The following is a 17,130-nucleotide window of genomic DNA, read 5'->3' on the forward strand; positions in this document are numbered from 1 at the left end:
TTATAGTGGATTGATGCTGGGAAAGTACACTGTGACTGCTAAAACATTCTTAGAAGTTGCTTTGATTCTCCAAATCTATTTATGTAAATTTTATGTTATTTTACTATAGTTGTTTGATTTTTGTTTAGTATTAGAAGATTAAAAATCAATGAATAAATCTACCAGCAGATGATTCAAAACGTCCTTTTGAAGCTCTAGGTAAAGCAAAGTTGACGTAGTTTGAAGAGGTCTTTCATAGTGGGAACATCCAATTTTGGTGTGTTTAGTTATGGAGTTTTTCCTAGTGATACTTATATCTAGACACAAAACTATAGCTTGAGAGCTAGTCATTTTCAGATAAGATTTAACTTTTCCTAATACTGGGTTTTGTTTGCTTTTCAGAGTCCTTTTCTACTAGAAACTGGAATGTATCCTATTTATAGTAGTAATCGCTAGAAATATGGTAGAATCAAAAAAGAATCAGCTGCTTTTTTATGTAAATTTCAACCTGTGAAGTCTAAAAATTTTTAACTTTCTCCTTTCTTTTCCGAATAAATAGATAGTAGCAGTGAATCTAGTAAACCTAGATTTAATACTCTTCGAAAATCTCTTCAAACCACGTCAACGTCGCCTTGCCGTATATATGTGACTGACTTCGTCAGTCTTATCTGCAACCTCAAAACAGTGTTTTGAGCAACCTGCGGCTAGTTTCCTAGTTTGCTCTTTGATTTTCACTGAGTATAAAACTGTGGTATAATAAAAGGAGGAAAAGGATGATTCTCAGACATCCGGGCATCAGCCCAACTAATGATTTGGTTGCTAAGAAAATCTTTAGCAATCCAGAAATCACTTGTCAATTTATTCGCGATATGCTGGACTTGCCAGCCAAAAATGTGACCATTTTGGAGGGAAGTAACATTCATGTCTTGCCTTCCCTGCCCTACTCAGCGCAGGATTTCTATACCAGTATAGATGTCTTGGCGGAGTTGGATAATGGGACGCAAGTAATTATTGAGATTCAGGTGCATCATCAGAATTTTTTCATCAATCGCCTGTGGGCTTACCTATGTAGTCAGGTCAATCAAAATCTTGAAAAAATTCGCCAACGAGAAGGTGATACACACCAGAGTTACAAACACATCGCACCAGTTTACGCAATCGCAATTGTAGATAGCAACTACTTCTCGGACGATTTGGCTTTTCACAGCTTTAGTATGCGAGAAGATACGACAGGTGAGGTTTTAACTATCACCAATAACGGACAAGAAAACCATCTGGTCAAGATGGCGTTCTTGGAATTAAAAAAATATAGAGCAACCAGCAAAGACGAGGTTCGCAAGCCGTGGTTGGAGTTTTTCGGGAATAAACCCTTTACCCAACAACCTGAGCGAGCTATCAGCCAAGCAGATCAACTGTTGGACTACAAGAGCTGGTCCGAGGAGGACAGGAAAATGTTTAGTCAACTACGTATGCGAGAAGAACAAGCCTTGTTGGCACAGGACTATGCCTTGGAAACAGCTAGGGCGGAAGGTATCGAACAAGGTTTAGAGCGTGGACTTGAACGTGGCCGTGCAGAGGGTATTGAAAAAGGGCGAGAAGAAGGTCTTGAACGGGGACTGGAGCGTGGGAAAGTTGAAGGAAGTTTGTCTATGCTACTAAATTTAGTCCATCAAGGTCTTCTGACACCTGAAGTTGCCAGTCAGCAACTGGGTATGACTATCGCTGAGTTTGAGGCGCTTTTGTAAGTTAGGGGATGTATCTAGCTTTTCTCTTAAAATCTTATCAGAGTGCTAGGAAACTTACATTATATTTCACGATTTTCAGCAGAATGGTTCTGCTGATTTTATATAGAAAAAATGGCGGATTTTATCTTTCTATAGATAGGGTCTGTTTTTTATTATGTGACTTTCAGTCTGTCTCGCTCCGTTAGGTGCGAGACAAAAAAACCACCCGCTATGCGGGTGCGCGTCGAAGGTTATACCCAAAAAACTCCGAACGCGATACAATAAAGGTGTTCAAGCCAATTGTAAAGCGAAAGGAGAAAAATATGGCACAAAAGGCTCATAGTTTATCGCACACAAAGTGGCACTGTAAGTATCACATTGTGTTCACCCCTAAGTATAGACGAAAAGTCATCTATAATCAATATCGAAGTAGTTTAGGCGAAATATTTCATCGCTTGTGTAGTTATAAAGGAGTTGAAATTATTGAGGGTCACTTAATGCCAGACCATGTACACATGTTAGTAAGTATTCCACCAAGGATAAGTGTTTCGAGTTTCATGGGTTATTTAAAAGGAAAAAGTGCACTCATGATGTTTGACAAACACGCCAATCTCAAGTACAAGTTTGGGAATCGGCATTTCTGGGCGGAAGGTTATTATGTGAGTACGGTGGGACTCAATGAAGCCACAATTAAGAAATATATTCAAGAGCAGGAAAAGCATGATATAGCACTAGATAAATTAAGTGTAAAAGAGTATGAGGATCCCTTTAGGGATAGTGGTGAGTAATACTAAAGCCTCTTTGAGAGGTAAGTGACGAGTCAAGAGCAGTAAGGCTTGAACAAAGTGAAAGCCAGCGTCTTTAGGCGCTGGCTGGTAATTTGGGCTTATAGCCCTGGGACAAACCACCCGTTTGACGGGTGGTCATGATTTATATTAAATTTAAAATATTATCCATAATAAGGTTGATAGATAAGGGTGTGCATATATATATATAATCGCGAGAAAATGCTATTATATCGGCTTTTTTGTTACTTTTTTAACGTCTCCACGAGACTGCTAAAAACTTCGCGTTTTGCTGTTCAAATTTGCGAAAATAGGATATAATAATACTATCTCGGAATTTGTCTTTTGACAAGTGTGGGAATAAAAAGAAACATATCCTTTCTTTAAATACCTAAAATATTTAAGGGGGGGGTATTTTTTGGTACCTCCAGAAAGGAAAAACGAGAGGTAAGATAATGAGAAAATCATATCGTGATGATAATGGTGAAAAAATTTACCGTTACTCAATAAGGAAATATCATTTTGGGGCTGCTAGTGTTGCGGTGGCGGCTCTGATGTTCTTTGCGAATGGGGTGCAAGCGCAGGCCCCTGCAGTGTCTCCAGTAACAGCTAGTGATGTAGTTGCTGGACCTTCTGGAAATTCAGATGGGGATCCACAGGATTCAGATGAGGAGAGTCCTGAGAAAACGGCAGTAGTTGAACAGCCAGTTGAGCTCAAATCAGCAGGAGAATCTAGCGCTCCAGAAGCTAAAACTGAAGAAGGAAGTCAAGAAGAATCAGAAGCTGAAGTTAAAAGTCCTCAGCCCGAGACTAAGATAGATGAGAACGCAGAAGTTCCTCAAGTGACGAAGGAAAAGGATCAGGAAGTATCAGCGCCAGTAGCTGACACAAGTGCAGCCAAATCGACACAAAGCACCCTAGAAGCTTTGTTGGCAAATCTGACCTTAGACTCTATGAAGGCTCTCCACACTGAAGTGGAAGAAGGTCTCGCAAAGGCTAAGGCGGTCTTAGAGAATCCAAAAGCGACACAAGCACAGGTTGATGAGCAAGTCAAACTCATGGAAGACCTGACTCGTCGGGTCAAGGAAGCTTTGTCACCTCAAGTTTCAACTCCTCCAGTCTTAGAAAAAGCAGGTCTGACAAACACTAGGCTGGCTACTCCAGAGGGGACTGTACTAACTCCAAAGGAAGCTGTTACAAAAGTCCTAGAGAAGAATCCTGTAGCATCAACTAATGGAGAAGTTAGGACTCCATCAACTAAACTTTCAAAGTCAGAAGTTAGTGATAATCAGAACAAAGAAAAATTGAAAACGATTTCAAAGGATTTATCTGCCTATCTGATACAGGCAAATGAAATCACACGTCCTGAGACCAAGAAACTTTTAGAAGGAGTGGAAGAAATTGTTAAATCAATTGAAGCTAGTGTATTACAACCTCAGTTAACACCAGCTGAAATTGAAGAACTCCTCAAAAAAGGAAAGCAAGCTGAGAAGAAACTTGCCTTAGCACTTACTCGTGAAAAATCAGGAAAACGTGATTTGCGAAATAGCAAACCCATGAAATCAGGGTCAGACTTTAGAGCTAATCCGACTGGTCTTAATACAAAAAGGGCGTATATTGTTCAAAATGGTGATGGTTCAGACTTGCCTGCTGAGACTTATTTGTATGCGATGAGAAGAGGCACTCAAGATAAATTATATTCACATGATGATGAAAAACCTGTAGAAGAAGCTTTGAAAGAGGCTAAGATAACAGTAAAAAAAGACCCTAAAGTTGATGGCGATTATATTTGGACTGTTACTTTCAATACTCATAATCACAATCACCAACATGCTCTATATTGGTTTACATTGCCTAAAGGACACACTATGGGTGAAACTCTTGGTGTTACAAGACAAAAGACAGGCAGTAGGTCACTTGGCGGTTTCAATTTAGATACAGGATGGCGGAACAAAATAAAGGAGCATTTAGAAGCTACGGAAGCGGATTATGGAGATGCTAAACATCATCATTTTACTGACGCTTTTGATAGTGTGACAGATGTAACGGATAGCAATTTTATTATCGGATCTACTGGTAGAGTTCAAACAACACCAGACGACTCTAGATCTTCGAATGCTTATTACTATTTAGGGCCTGCTTTTCACAAAGGTAGACGTACTGCTGATTGGAGTACAGCAATTTCTGATGGTGTAAAAGATAAAGCGAAAAGAAATTTAGACGGATTAAAAGAAAATACTGACCAATTATATTATTTAAAATATGATGGATCGGGTATTGTAACAATTTCTTATAAAACTCACACAGATAACAAATATGCACCACTTTATTATGCTGCAGGAATGAGGTCATATGAATATTCTTCTGGATTGCAATACTTCATGGCGAGAGGTTTACAAGAAAAGCCGAATGCTCCGACAGTTGCACCTAATAATGATGGAACCGTGACAGTAACTCCTTATCTTGATAAGGATAAAAATAAAAACGTGGACAAGGTAGAACTTTCTTATACGAATAATAGAAAAGAAAAGAAAACGGTAACTTTAGAACGCAACCCTAAAGACGGAACGTGGACTAGTAGTGGGAATGGTGCGGATGGAATTCAAATCGATGGAGATTCATTCTCATTAAAAGCAGGAAAAGTTCAAGTTGGAACAGAGGTTACAGCGAAATCTTACTTCGGAAATAGTGATGCTAGTGATGAACGTACACAAACAATTCGTCAGCGTACTGCAACGCCAACCGTTACTGCTAATAATGATGGTTCTGTGACAGTAACTCCTAGCGGAAATGCTGACTATTTAACTGTTAAGTATATTGAAGAATCTAATAATCAGAAGACGGAAATTACTGCTAATAAGCAAGGTTCTACCTGGACAGTGACAGGTGGAACAAATATTACAATTGATAAAAGTAAAGGGACGGTGACTATTCCGGCAAATAGTGTTGTAGATAATAGTATAGTAGAAGCCCAAGCTCAAGCAAAAGCTGTAGATGAGTTTATGAGTGATAAGGCTACTGCTACAGCAAAGAATGAAGATAGAACTCCACCAACAATTAGTGTTAAAGATGGAACTACATGGAAACAAGGGAACTCAAATGGAGAGTTGACTTTATTAGCCGATCAAGTAAAGGGTGAAATTAAGTTAAATGTTAAAATTGAAGATAATCAAGGTGGAAGTGGTTTTGGTGAGTTCAGTGTAGTCGGAGATAACAAAACTGTTGATTATAGTATTAGCGGTGGAAGCTATAATGGAGGTTCAACAATATTCTCAGCTTTCGGTAAAGATTCAGACGCTACAGCATTACTTACATTAAGATTAAATAAAAAAACTAATGGAGAATATGATTATCCGTCAACAGGTTTTACAGTTACAATAAAAGCTAGAGACAATAGTCCACGACAAAACTGGACTACTGAAAGTTCAACACCGAAATTATTAAAAGTTATAGTTAAACCGAGAGATGTAGTATCTCCAACTGTGAAGTTAAAAAATCCAACAGATAGTAATAAAGAATCAGTTTTATCAGATAGTGAACAAAATGCACCGGTAGTAACTGTTTTTAGAGGTGCTAAATTTGATGTACCTTTAAAGGTTTCAGATAATGGAGAAAATGGGACTGTTAATCTGAAAGCTGAAAGTGGATTGCCGAAAGGGGTTAGTCTCCAAGGTGATCCTGTTGTTAAGAAAACAGGAGCGACAGAAGGGCATGAAGCAACTGTTAATATTAGTGGAAAGGTTGCTGCGGATGCTTCTCTTGGTGAGCATGTTGTGACATTAAAAGTTTCAGACGATGGGACAGGAAGTGTAGATAAAGGGAATAAAGCTACTCTTAAATTCAAGGTGAAAGTAGTCGATTTAGAATTTGAAAATAGAGGTACAGAAGTTAATGCTACTACTCGTGCGGATGTCTTAGGTTTGGGTGAAAATAGTGTAGATCCAAATAATTATTTAAGAACAACAGATGGAGAAAATGTTCATAATGATAGTTATTTCCCTAGTGGCATGAAATTCCGTTATTTAAACGGTAAAAATCTTAGTGAAACAGTTTCTTTTGATAAGATTGGTAAACACTCGGTTAAGGCTAGAGCGTATTTCCCTGATGATCCTAGGGCTAAAGAATTACCAACGAACCCAAATGATCTAACAGGTGATACTAGCCAAGTAGCAGGAAGAGGTTACTTGGAAAGGACGATTGAATTTAACGTTCGTCCAAATGCTCCAACATTAACGGATGCACAATTCTATGGTACAGCAGGGAGAAGACCAGATGTAACTGTAAGTGGTCTTCCTACTGATTCACAACTTCAAAATGGAGCAAGTGTAACGGTTGAACTTTATCAAGGTGATAGAAAAGTAGCTAGTAAGATTGTTTCAGAGAGAAATGGTTCAACAACGTTTTCTGATAGAGATTTTTCTGAAGATTTGACAGAAGGGCAACAAGTTCATGCAGTTGTAAAAGTAGTAGGAAATTCAAATTCTTATACAGTAAATTCGAATAATAGTAATAGTGCTACGGTAACTGGAAGAGTTGCGCTTAATAATCTAGCTGAAGGTAAAAAAATCGTACAAGTACAAGATTTGAATAGAAACGGTGTACTATCAGAAGCTGAAAAAAATGCGATTAAAAATGCAATCTTGGAAGCAAATAAAAATGGTGTACTACAAGGTAAGAGTGTTAATGATATTAATATTTCAGCAACAGGTTTAATCACAGCGGTTGTAAGAGATAACAAAGTGGCAGAACTGCAAATTGATCCTAAGACAGGTGTGGTTACAAGATTTGCACATATTCGTGATGATTATAATATCTCATTCCCTAGTGGTACTAATGGTAAAATACGTCCAACAGATCCTGGATTTGAATGGAGTGCAGATGGTAAGAGTTTAATTTATAAATTTGATGCAACAGCAGGTGATAGGAATGCTATCATTAACACAAACGACATTTTGAAAAAACTTACAGCAACTCCAAAAACTAATAAAGCTACTGGACAACCTTCATTAGCAGTAGTACATGGTACTGATAAAGCTAATGGAGAAGGCAACAGAGATAATTATCGCCGTGATGGAAGCACAGGGTATTTCTATCACAACAATAGTAGCGTTAATATGCTAGATATAGTTGATCCATCGAATTATGGAGGAAATGTACAAGTTGATAATACAGCTAATAAACTTGTGGCAGTTAACAGAAAAGATATCAATAATGGAAATATTGTAGGAACTACTTTAGGTAGTGATACAATTTCTGCTGCAAATGGTGCACAGGCTATCACTTTCAATAATGTTGTTAAAAAGGCAGATGGTAAGTCACTAATTGTAAAACAACAATTATATCTAATGCCGAAATATACAAGTGATCAGTTGTTAAAAGATCGTGGTACAACAAATGCAGATAATACGAATGTGATTAATGTGTATTTTGTGCCAGTAGATCCAACTAAGCCAGATGTAACTCGTTCGACTACGAATAATTTATCAACTACAAGTGCTCAAGCAAATCGTTTAGCTGAAAATACATCATTCAAGAACCTAGCCAAAGTAACAGATAACTACGACAAAGATGATGCGACGAATGCTACTACTAATACTACTACTAATACTGTTCGTAGCAAATTAAATATGTGGGTTAAAACGGGTAACACTAAAACGCTCATTGTAGAAAATGGAGTTGAAAAAACAGATGTCATTACACGTCTGAAAAAAGAAGTTAACCCGGCGACTTATGAAGTATTTGCAAAAACAACAGATGCTTCTGGTAATAAGAGTCACGGAGATAATAGCGATGGTCAAAGTCTTGGTTTCTTTAGAGTTGGATATAACCTAGTTGCACGTCAGACAATTAATGTTGTACGTGGGGAAAGTATTTCTGCAGGTGACTTGAAGACATTTATTCAAGTTCGAGAGGGTAATACGCTTCAAGATTTACCACAAGGTGCAACTGTCACAGCTGCTCTCGAAACTAACAGTATAAGAAATGGAAAAGAAGAGACAAAAACGGTAGAAGCGACTGTTAATTTCGGAGAAAATAGAACTCAAAAAGTTACTTTAACTTATAAAGTTTTAAATACATTCCCAATTGCTCGTACGCTTTATGATTTTAAAAATCCAGATACAGCACGTAGTGGAGGTTCATCTGTATATTATCATAATGGAGGAACTATTCCTGATGGAATGACTTGGATTTATAAAGGAAGTGATAATGTTGAGAAAAGAGGAGATGATTTTTCAACGGCTCTTTCAAAAGATTCAGTAGGTTCAACAAGTTATACATTTGGTGGTAAGTATAACTATGGTCGTTTTACAAATAGTCCAACAACAGGTAATCTAGAATATACAGAGCGAGTTGTTCATAAAGTGTTTGACATTACTGATAGTAATGGAGTTACAGTGGATAAGGGAGCGGCTCTAACTGTTAATCAAGCTGAGGCTGCAGTCAAAAAAGTTGATGGCTCAGATCCGTTGCCAGAAGGAACAACTTATGAATGGGTAGGAAGTACAGATACAAATACACCGGGAGTAAGAACTTATAAAGTAAGAGTAACGTTACCAGCATCTCAATCAGGAACTGAAGCACAACCAGCCGCAACACAAGCAAAATCTTCTAAGACAATTAATGTAACGGTTAGGGTTAAGCCAACAGCTCCAACGGTAACTCCAAACAATAACGGAGATGTAACAGTAACACCAGCGAATGAAACAACTGTCGATAAATTGGAAGTGATATACACTCCAGCGGACACAAATCACTTGCAAGAAAATGGAACTGTAACAAAAACTGCGCATGAAGCTACAAAGATTGTTGCTAGTAAAGGTGCTAACAATAAATGGATGATTACGCAAGGTAAAAAAGACGGCGTTACTATAAATGGCGATACTGGTGCAATTACACTGAAAGATTATATCGTTAAAGATAGAACAAGTGTGAGTTCAACTGATTCAGCACAAGATGTTTTAAGTAATCGTAATCAAGCGGATGCTAATAATGGCGAACAAGATAATCCAACTATCGGTTTAAACAATACGCTTGTAGGTGTTGGAAAAACATTTGATTTTTCTCTTGGGTTATCAGATGATGGTGTAGGTGTAGACGATTCAAATATCAAGGTTACTTTACCAACAGGAGCAACTGGTCTAACTTACGATTCAGCTAAAAAATCAATCAAAGGAACACTAAACACCGTTACTAAACAAGAAGTTAAAGTAACAGTCCTAGATAAGAATGGGAATAAAGCTGAGAAAACAATCTCTATAGCTGCTGTGAAGCCTAAACCGATTTATGCGATTAAAGATAGTGCTATTCCAAATGTAGCCACTGCAAGTAAGTTTGTGGAAGTTCCTACAGGGGTAACAAATCCAAGTGTTGCTTGGAAGGATGGCCAACCAACAACAACGACAGTAGAAACTACGCATAAAACCGTAACAGTGAGTGCGCAAGGTTATACTTCGACAGAGGTAGAGGTTCCGGTAACGGTATATCCAAAAGTAACTTATCGTAAGGTAGGCGGAACAGAAGTGAAGACCTACCATGAAATTGTTGATCAACCGTTGACGTCAAGATTAGTTTCAGGTGGAGGTACCTTTAATCCTGTAACTCCAGATTACTATATAGCGTTTGAAGGAGGAGCAAAACCAGAGGGAACTCGTGTTGAATTTGAAGGTGGGGCACCTGCTGATACAAGTACAACAGCGGGTATAACGACTAAAACAATTAAAGTAACATATCCAAATGGTGTAGGAAGTGTTACAAAAGAAGTTACCTTCAGGACTTATGGTAATGAAGCAAATTATGAGACTGGAAAAAACTCTATCGAGACAACGGTCGGTACAGAATTTAGTAAGCTTACTGCAAAAAAATCTGTCAAGTTAAGTGATCCGAATGTGCCAAATCCAGACAAAACTTTCATTGGTTGGTATAGAAATGGTGACTACACTCCTGAAAATAAAATCGGTAAACGAAACGAAAATGTCAACGTTTGGTATGGTTATACTGTAAAAGATGCTCGCGGAGATGGTACGAATAACTACAATGACCAAAATATTACTGTGAATGTAACGGTCAAGCCACAAGCGCCGACAATTGCTACAGACGCTTTCCATGGTAAAGGAGCTACTAAACCGGCGGTTACCGTTAGTAATATTCCAACAGCTAATCAGTTAGAGGAAAATGCTAAGGTAACGGTGGAATTGTACCAAGGCGGTAACAAAGTTGCTTCTAAAGAGTTAAGTCGCGATGAGGTAACTAATGGAGCAGGTTCAGTTCATTTCGATACTACTAATTATACGTCTAATCTGACTCTTGGAGAAAAGGTTCATGCGGTGGTTAAAGTTGCGGGTGGCAGTGGAAATACTGCTTATGACTTATCATCTGCAAATAGTAATGATGTCCAAGTCACTCCTCAAAAACCAACTTTTGACGCAACTACGGTCACTTCAACTAGTCGTACACTAAGTGGTACATTAGGTGGATTTGACGATGCTAATAAAGTAGTCGAAGTTCATCTTAACGATGAAAAGAAAACAGTTCTATCTAGTACTGATGGGCGCGTGACGATCACTGGAGATAAATGGACAGCTAAACTTCCAGACAATGTAAAACTTCGCCAATCAGTTGCTAAAAATGGAGAAACTGCCAAACCATCAGGTATTACAGTAGAGAATAAGGTTGCAGGTACGACAATCTCTACTACAAGTGATGCAAAAGAAGTCTCAATGGGTTCTTACTCTGTAACACCTACAATTGCAGGTAGCAAGCATATTGATATTACAGTTCCGCATGATGCTAAACGAGTTGAATTACGATTCCATAATAACCAAGAAACAGGGGATAAACCAAACGGTATCACTCTTGTACGTGGCGCAGATGGTACTTGGCACACAGATGCAACTCGTGCTGATAATGCAACTGTGACAGATGCAAATGGATATGTTGGAACAGTTACTTCTATTGCAAGTAAATCTAATCCAGCAGAAAGTGTTATTACTATTCCACTTAATGAAGAAAGCAACGGTAAGAAACTTCACATTAGAGAAGAAGCTGCTAACGGGGATAATACAGCAACCTACGGCAAAGGACTAGGTTTGCGTGTAGAATATCAACCAGAAGCAGGACAAGACCCAATGGCTGCTGGAAACTGGAAAGTCGCTAATGTTACGAATACAGCGCCTGTTCTAGCACATAAAGGAACAGAAGGAACTACTGAAGCTAATCGAAAAGTTTATGATTCTGGAACAACGTTGACAGCCGACTTGTTAAAAGAATTAGTGACAGTAACAGATGCAGAAGATAATGCTACAGATACGAATAATAAACCATACGGCTCATCAACAATAGAGATCGTATCTGGTTTAACAGAGACACCAGGAAAAGCAACAGCCCCTGGCATTTATACAGTTACTCTAAAAGCTACTGATAGCCAAGGAAGAGAAAGTAATGAGTTGACTGTGTATGTTGAAGTAAGAAAACAAAAAGATGAAAACGACCCAACACCAAAAGAACAAACGGTAGACAATGGAGACACGCCAAAAGCGAAAGACAGCATCAGTAATGTAGCTGACTTACCAGAGAACACAAGAATTGAATGGAAAGAAACACCAACCACAACTGAAAAAGGAAACCATGACGCAGTAGTAGTAGTGACATATCCAGATGGTACAAGTGAAGAAGTTCCAGTAACGATCACAGTGAAAGAAACTAATATAAATGGTGTACCAGAAGTTCAACCAGTACTTCCAGAATTTAATGGTGGAGTGAATGGAGGACCAGAAACTCAAGAAGAATTGCCAAAATTCAATGGAGGAGTAAATACACCTGACTCACCTATTCATGAACGACCAGACTTCGCAGGCGGAGTAAATGGTGAACTTCCAGATCCAGCGGAATTACCTAAAGTTCAGTTAATCATCACTAAATGGATTGATGAAAATGGCAATGAGTTGAAACCTGCGGATGCTAAAGCTCCATCAGTACCAGGTGAAGCCAATGAAGCATACGAACATGGTGAAATTGAAGGTTATGTATTTGTAAGAACAGAAACTAAAGGTGATGTTGTAACTCACATCTTCAGAAAAGTGAGTCCAGTTAGACCAACAAGTGACAGTCAACAAAGACCAACTACACCATCTGACGATACGAATCCTAGACCAGATACTGCTACCCCTGCTGAGGTGCCAGCTACTCAGCCGGCTGAACAACCAAGTCAAACAGTTGAAGTACCTACTCAATTGCCGAATGAAGTGTCAGAAACTGATTCATCAGTTTCTCAACAGCAAGCAGTATTGCCAAATACTGGTACGAAAGCAGATCGTGCTACAGGTGCATTCGGAGTTCTATCTCTTCTTGGCGCATTTGGTTTGCTATTTGCCAAAAAGAAAAAAGACGATGAAGAGGAAGCTTAAATAGAGGATCTCATCTGATCCTTAGTAGCTTTCCCTGCATAAAGTCTTTGTAAATCAAAAAGAACTAGAAACATCACTCATTTGTGAAAATTCTAGTTCTTTTTTCGTATTTCATAAACATTTCATATTTGGGTTTTATAATAGTCTTACAAATATGGAGGTGACAAATGAATCCAATCCAAAGAGCTTGGGCTTATGTCAGCAGAAAGCGGCTGAGAAGTTTTATTTTATTTCTGATTTTATTGGTCCTATTGGCCGGAATTTCAGCCTGTTTGACGCTGATGAAGTCCAACAAAACAGTAGAAACCAATCTGTACAAATCACTCAATACCTCTTTTTCTATTAAGAAGATAGAAAATGGTCAGACCTTCAAGTTGTCAGATCTAGCATCTGTAAACAAGATTAAGGGACTGGAAAATGTTTCTCCTGAACTGGAGACGATTGCAAAACTAAAAGACAAGGAAGCGGTGAGTGGTGAGCAGAGCGTGGAGCGTGATGATTTGTCCGCTGCAGATAAGAACTTGGTTAGCTTAACGGCTCTTGAAGATTCATCCAAGGATGTCACCTTTACCAGTTCAGCTTTCAATCTAAAAGAAGGGCGACACCTTCAAAAAGGAGATTCCAAGAAAATCATCATCCACGAAGAGTTAGCTAAGAAGAACGGTCTTTCGCTTCATGACAAGATTGCCTTAGATGCTGGTCAGTCAGAAACTGGTAAAGGACACACAGTTGAGTATGAAATCGTTGGCATCTTTTCTGGTAAAAAACAGGAGAAATTCACAGGCTTGTCTTCTGACTTCAGTGAAAATCAAGTCTTTACAGACTATGACAGTAGCCAAACTCTTTTGGGAAATAGTGAACCGCAAGTCAGTGCAGCGCGCCTCTATGTAGAAAATCCTAAGGAAATGGATGGACTCATGAAGCAGGTGGAAAACTTGACCTTGGAAAGTCAAGGCTACCAAGTCGAGAAGGAAAACAAAGCCTTTGAACAAATCAAAGATTCAGTTGCAACCTTCCAAACCTTCCTGACTATTTTCCTTTATGGGATGTTGATAGCAGGAGCAGGAGCCTTAATTCTGGTTTTGTCTCTCTGGTTGAGAGAACGGGTCTATGAAGTGGGGATTTTACTTGCACTTGGAAAAGGCAAGAGCTCGATCTTCCTACAATTCTGTTTAGAGGTAGTTTTGGTATCTCTTGGAGCTTTGCTTCCAGCATTTGTTGCAGGAAACGCCATCACATCTTACCTACTCCAAACTGTCCTATCCAGTGGAGATCAGGCAAGTTTACAAGATACGCTAGCTAAAGCAAGCAGGTTATCAGCCAGCATCCTATTTTTTGCAGAATCCTATGTCTTTCTGTTGTTGATTAGTTGCTTATCTGTAGCCCTTTGTTTCCTATTCTTATTTAGAAAATCGCCTAAGGAAATTTTATCATCTATTAGTTAATACTCTTCGAAAATCTCTTTAAACCGTGTCAGCTGTATCTGCAACCTCAAAGCTGTGCTTTGAGCAACCTGCGGCTAGCTTCCTAGTTTAATCTTTGATTTTCATTGAGTATAAGAAGGAGAAATCATGACTTTATTACAATTACAAGATCTTACCTACCGTTATAAGAACACTGCTGAAGCAGTCCTATATCAGATCAATTATAATTTTGAACCCGGGAAATTTTACAGTATTATTGGTGAGTCAGGAGCAGGAAAATCCACTCTCTTGTCCCTCCTTGCTGGTTTAGATAGTCCTGTTGAAGGTTCGATCCTTTTTCAAGGAGAGGACATTCGTAAGAAGGGATATTCTTACCATCGCATGCACCATATTTCTTTGGTTTTTCAAAATTATAACTTGATAGATTATCTTTCTCCACTGGAAAATATCCGCTTGGTCAACAAAAAAGCAAGCAAGGATACACTTCTTGAGCTTGGTTTGGATGAAAGTCAGATCAAGCGGAATGTTCTCCAGTTGTCAGGTGGCCAACAACAACGTGTTGCCATTGCTCGTAGTTTGGTCTCAGAAGCTCCAGTAATTCTAGCGGATGAGCCAACGGGAAATCTGGACCCTAAAACTGCTGGAGATATTGTCGAACTGCTCAAATCACTTGCCCAGAAAACAGGTAAATGTGTCATCGTCGTAACCCACAGCAAAGAAGTGGCACAAGCGTCAGATATTACACTTGAGTTGAAAGATAAGAAACTGACTGAAATATAGAATCTAGTTATTAAACTTTAAAATAGTATTAGTTGGTAACCAGATACGTGTAAAGTAATAATAAACGAAGTGAGTCTTTAACAACTATTTCCCGCAGTAGTGATAGCCTAGATAATAACAAAGTTATTATCAAGGTCGGAATTTTTGAGAGTAAAATAGTTTGGGGAACTATTTTAGCCTGAGCATAGAAATTAAAGGGCGAAGGGCTCAAAAATTAGGGATGAAATTCCTACAGGAAATTGCTCCCGTCCGAACAATCTAAGGGAAATAGTAAAAAAATAATTTATATAAGTTATAAGACATTGAAATAGAACAACATCTAGAAAGGGAACCTATGTTACACAATGCATTTGCCTATGTTACAAGGAAGTTTTTCAAATCGATTGTCATCTTCCTGATTATTCTCCTCATGGCGAGCTTGAGTTTGGTCGGCTTGTCAATCAAGGGAGCTACTGCCAAGGCTTCTCAGGAGACCTTTAAAAATATCACCAATAGCTTCTCCATGCAAATCAATCGTCGCGTCAATCAAGGAACGCCTCGTGGTGCTGGGAATATCAAGGGTGAGGACATCAAAAAAATCACCGAAAACAAGGCCATCGAGTCTTATGTGAAACGCATCAACGCTATCGGAGATTTGACTGGATATGAACTTATCGAAACTCCAGAAACCAAGAAAAATCTGACACCTGACCGTGCCAAACATTTTGGAAGTAGCTTGATGATTACAGGTGTCAATGACTCCTCTAAAGAAGACAAGTTTGTTTCCGGTTCTTATAAGCTGGTCGAAGGTGAGCACCTAACCAACGATGACAAGGACAAGATTCTTCTGCACAAGGACTTGGCAGCCAAATACGGCTGGAAAGTAGGGGACAAGGTTAAACTGGACTCCAATATCTATGACGCAGACAATGAAAAAGGTGCCAAGGAAACAGTCCAAGTGACAATCAAGGGACTCTTTGATGGTCACAATAAGTCGGCAGTAACTTACTCACAAGAGCTTTACGAAAATACAGCTATCACAGACATCCATACTGCTGCTAAACTATATGGTTATACAGAAGACACAGCTATTTATGGGGACGCAACCTTCTTTGTAACAGCGGACAAGAACTTGGATGATGTTATGAAAGAGTTGAATGGCATAAGTGGTATCAACTGGAAGAGCTATACACTGGTGAAGAGCTCGTCTAACTACCCAGCTCTTGAGCAATCTATCTCTGGTATGTACAAGATGGCCAACCTCCTCTTCTGGGGTAGCTTGAGTTTCTCAGTTCTTCTCCTTGCCCTCTTGCTCAGCCTTTGGATCAATGCCCGTCGCAAGGAAGTGGGAATTCTCCTCTCTATCGGTCTCAAGCAGGCAAGTATCTTGGGACAATTCATCACCGAATCGATTTTGATTGCTATCCCAGCTCTTGTTGCATCATATTTCCTAGCCAACTACACAGCTCGCGCAATTGGAAATACTGTTCTTGCCAATGTGACTTCAGGTGTTGCCAAACAGGCTAGCAAGGCGGCTCAAGCCTCTAACCTTGGTGGTGGTGCAGAAGTAGATGGCTTTAACAAGACCTTGTCAAGCCTAGACATTTCTATTCAGACATCAGACTTTATCATCGTCTTTGTCCTTGCTTTAGTTCTAGTGGTTCTCGTTATGGCACTTGCATCAAGCAATCTCCTCAGAAAACAACCAAAAGAGCTCTTGCTCGATGGTGAATAATACTGATGCTAGATTGAAAAATGAGGCTAGCAACTGAAAGTTATAAAATGATAAATGAAGTAGAAAGCAATGGTGAAAATCATTGCTTTCAGTTGCTTTCTTTGTACTTTAGTACTTAAATATGATATACTAAGGTTATGGAATTTATTAGAAAGGAGTTTCGCAACTTATATATGGAATCGTGCATAAAAATCTATAGAAATCTTATCTTGAAAATAGATAGATAAATCTGTAGAAGCCTATCCATATCGCAAACATAGGCTAGTAGACCTAGGCAGGGTCTACCTTGGAAAATATAGAATAGTGAGGAAAAATAAACAT

Annotated in this window: 6 protein-coding genes; all 6 read left to right on the forward strand. The window is 38.9% G+C overall.

Annotation, left to right across the window (positions count from 1 at the left end):
• Nucleotides 1-752 precede the first annotated feature (752 nt).
• Complete coding sequence (locus tag HT698_RS09400; RefSeq protein WP_173218914.1) at nt 753-1,724, forward strand: Rpn family recombination-promoting nuclease/putative transposase; 972 nt, start codon at nt 753-755, stop codon at nt 1,722-1,724.
• Between the two features lie 302 nt (nt 1,725-2,026).
• Nucleotides 2,027-2,491 carry an IS200/IS605 family transposase gene (gene tnpA / locus HT698_RS09405; RefSeq protein WP_173218912.1) on the forward strand — a complete coding sequence of 155 codons (465 nt, stop codon included), beginning with the start codon at nt 2,027-2,029 and terminating at the stop codon, nt 2,489-2,491.
• 452 nt (nt 2,492-2,943) lie between these two features.
• Nucleotides 2,944-12,891, forward strand: coding sequence for a Rib/alpha-like domain-containing protein (locus tag HT698_RS09410; RefSeq protein ID WP_173264402.1), 9,948 nt, complete (start codon nt 2,944-2,946; stop codon nt 12,889-12,891).
• 167 nt (nt 12,892-13,058) lie between these two features.
• A complete protein-coding gene (locus tag HT698_RS09415; RefSeq protein ID WP_173218901.1) occupies nt 13,059-14,336 on the forward strand; it encodes an ABC transporter permease in 1,278 nt (425 codons plus the stop codon).
• Nucleotides 14,337-14,462: 126 nt separating this feature from the next.
• Nucleotides 14,463-15,095 carry an ABC transporter ATP-binding subunit Vex2 gene (gene vex2, locus HT698_RS09420; RefSeq protein ID WP_050242291.1) on the forward strand — a complete coding sequence of 211 codons (633 nt, stop codon included), beginning with the start codon at nt 14,463-14,465 and terminating at the stop codon, nt 15,093-15,095.
• 334 nt (nt 15,096-15,429) lie between these two features.
• Complete coding sequence (gene vex3 / locus HT698_RS09425) at nt 15,430-16,809, forward strand: ABC transporter permease subunit Vex3 (protein WP_173218899.1); 1,380 nt, start codon at nt 15,430-15,432, stop codon at nt 16,807-16,809.
• Nucleotides 16,810-17,130 lie beyond the last annotated feature (321 nt).

This window comes from Streptococcus sp. 3109 (assembly GCF_013276905.1).
Taxonomy (GTDB): domain Bacteria; phylum Bacillota; class Bacilli; order Lactobacillales; family Streptococcaceae; genus Streptococcus.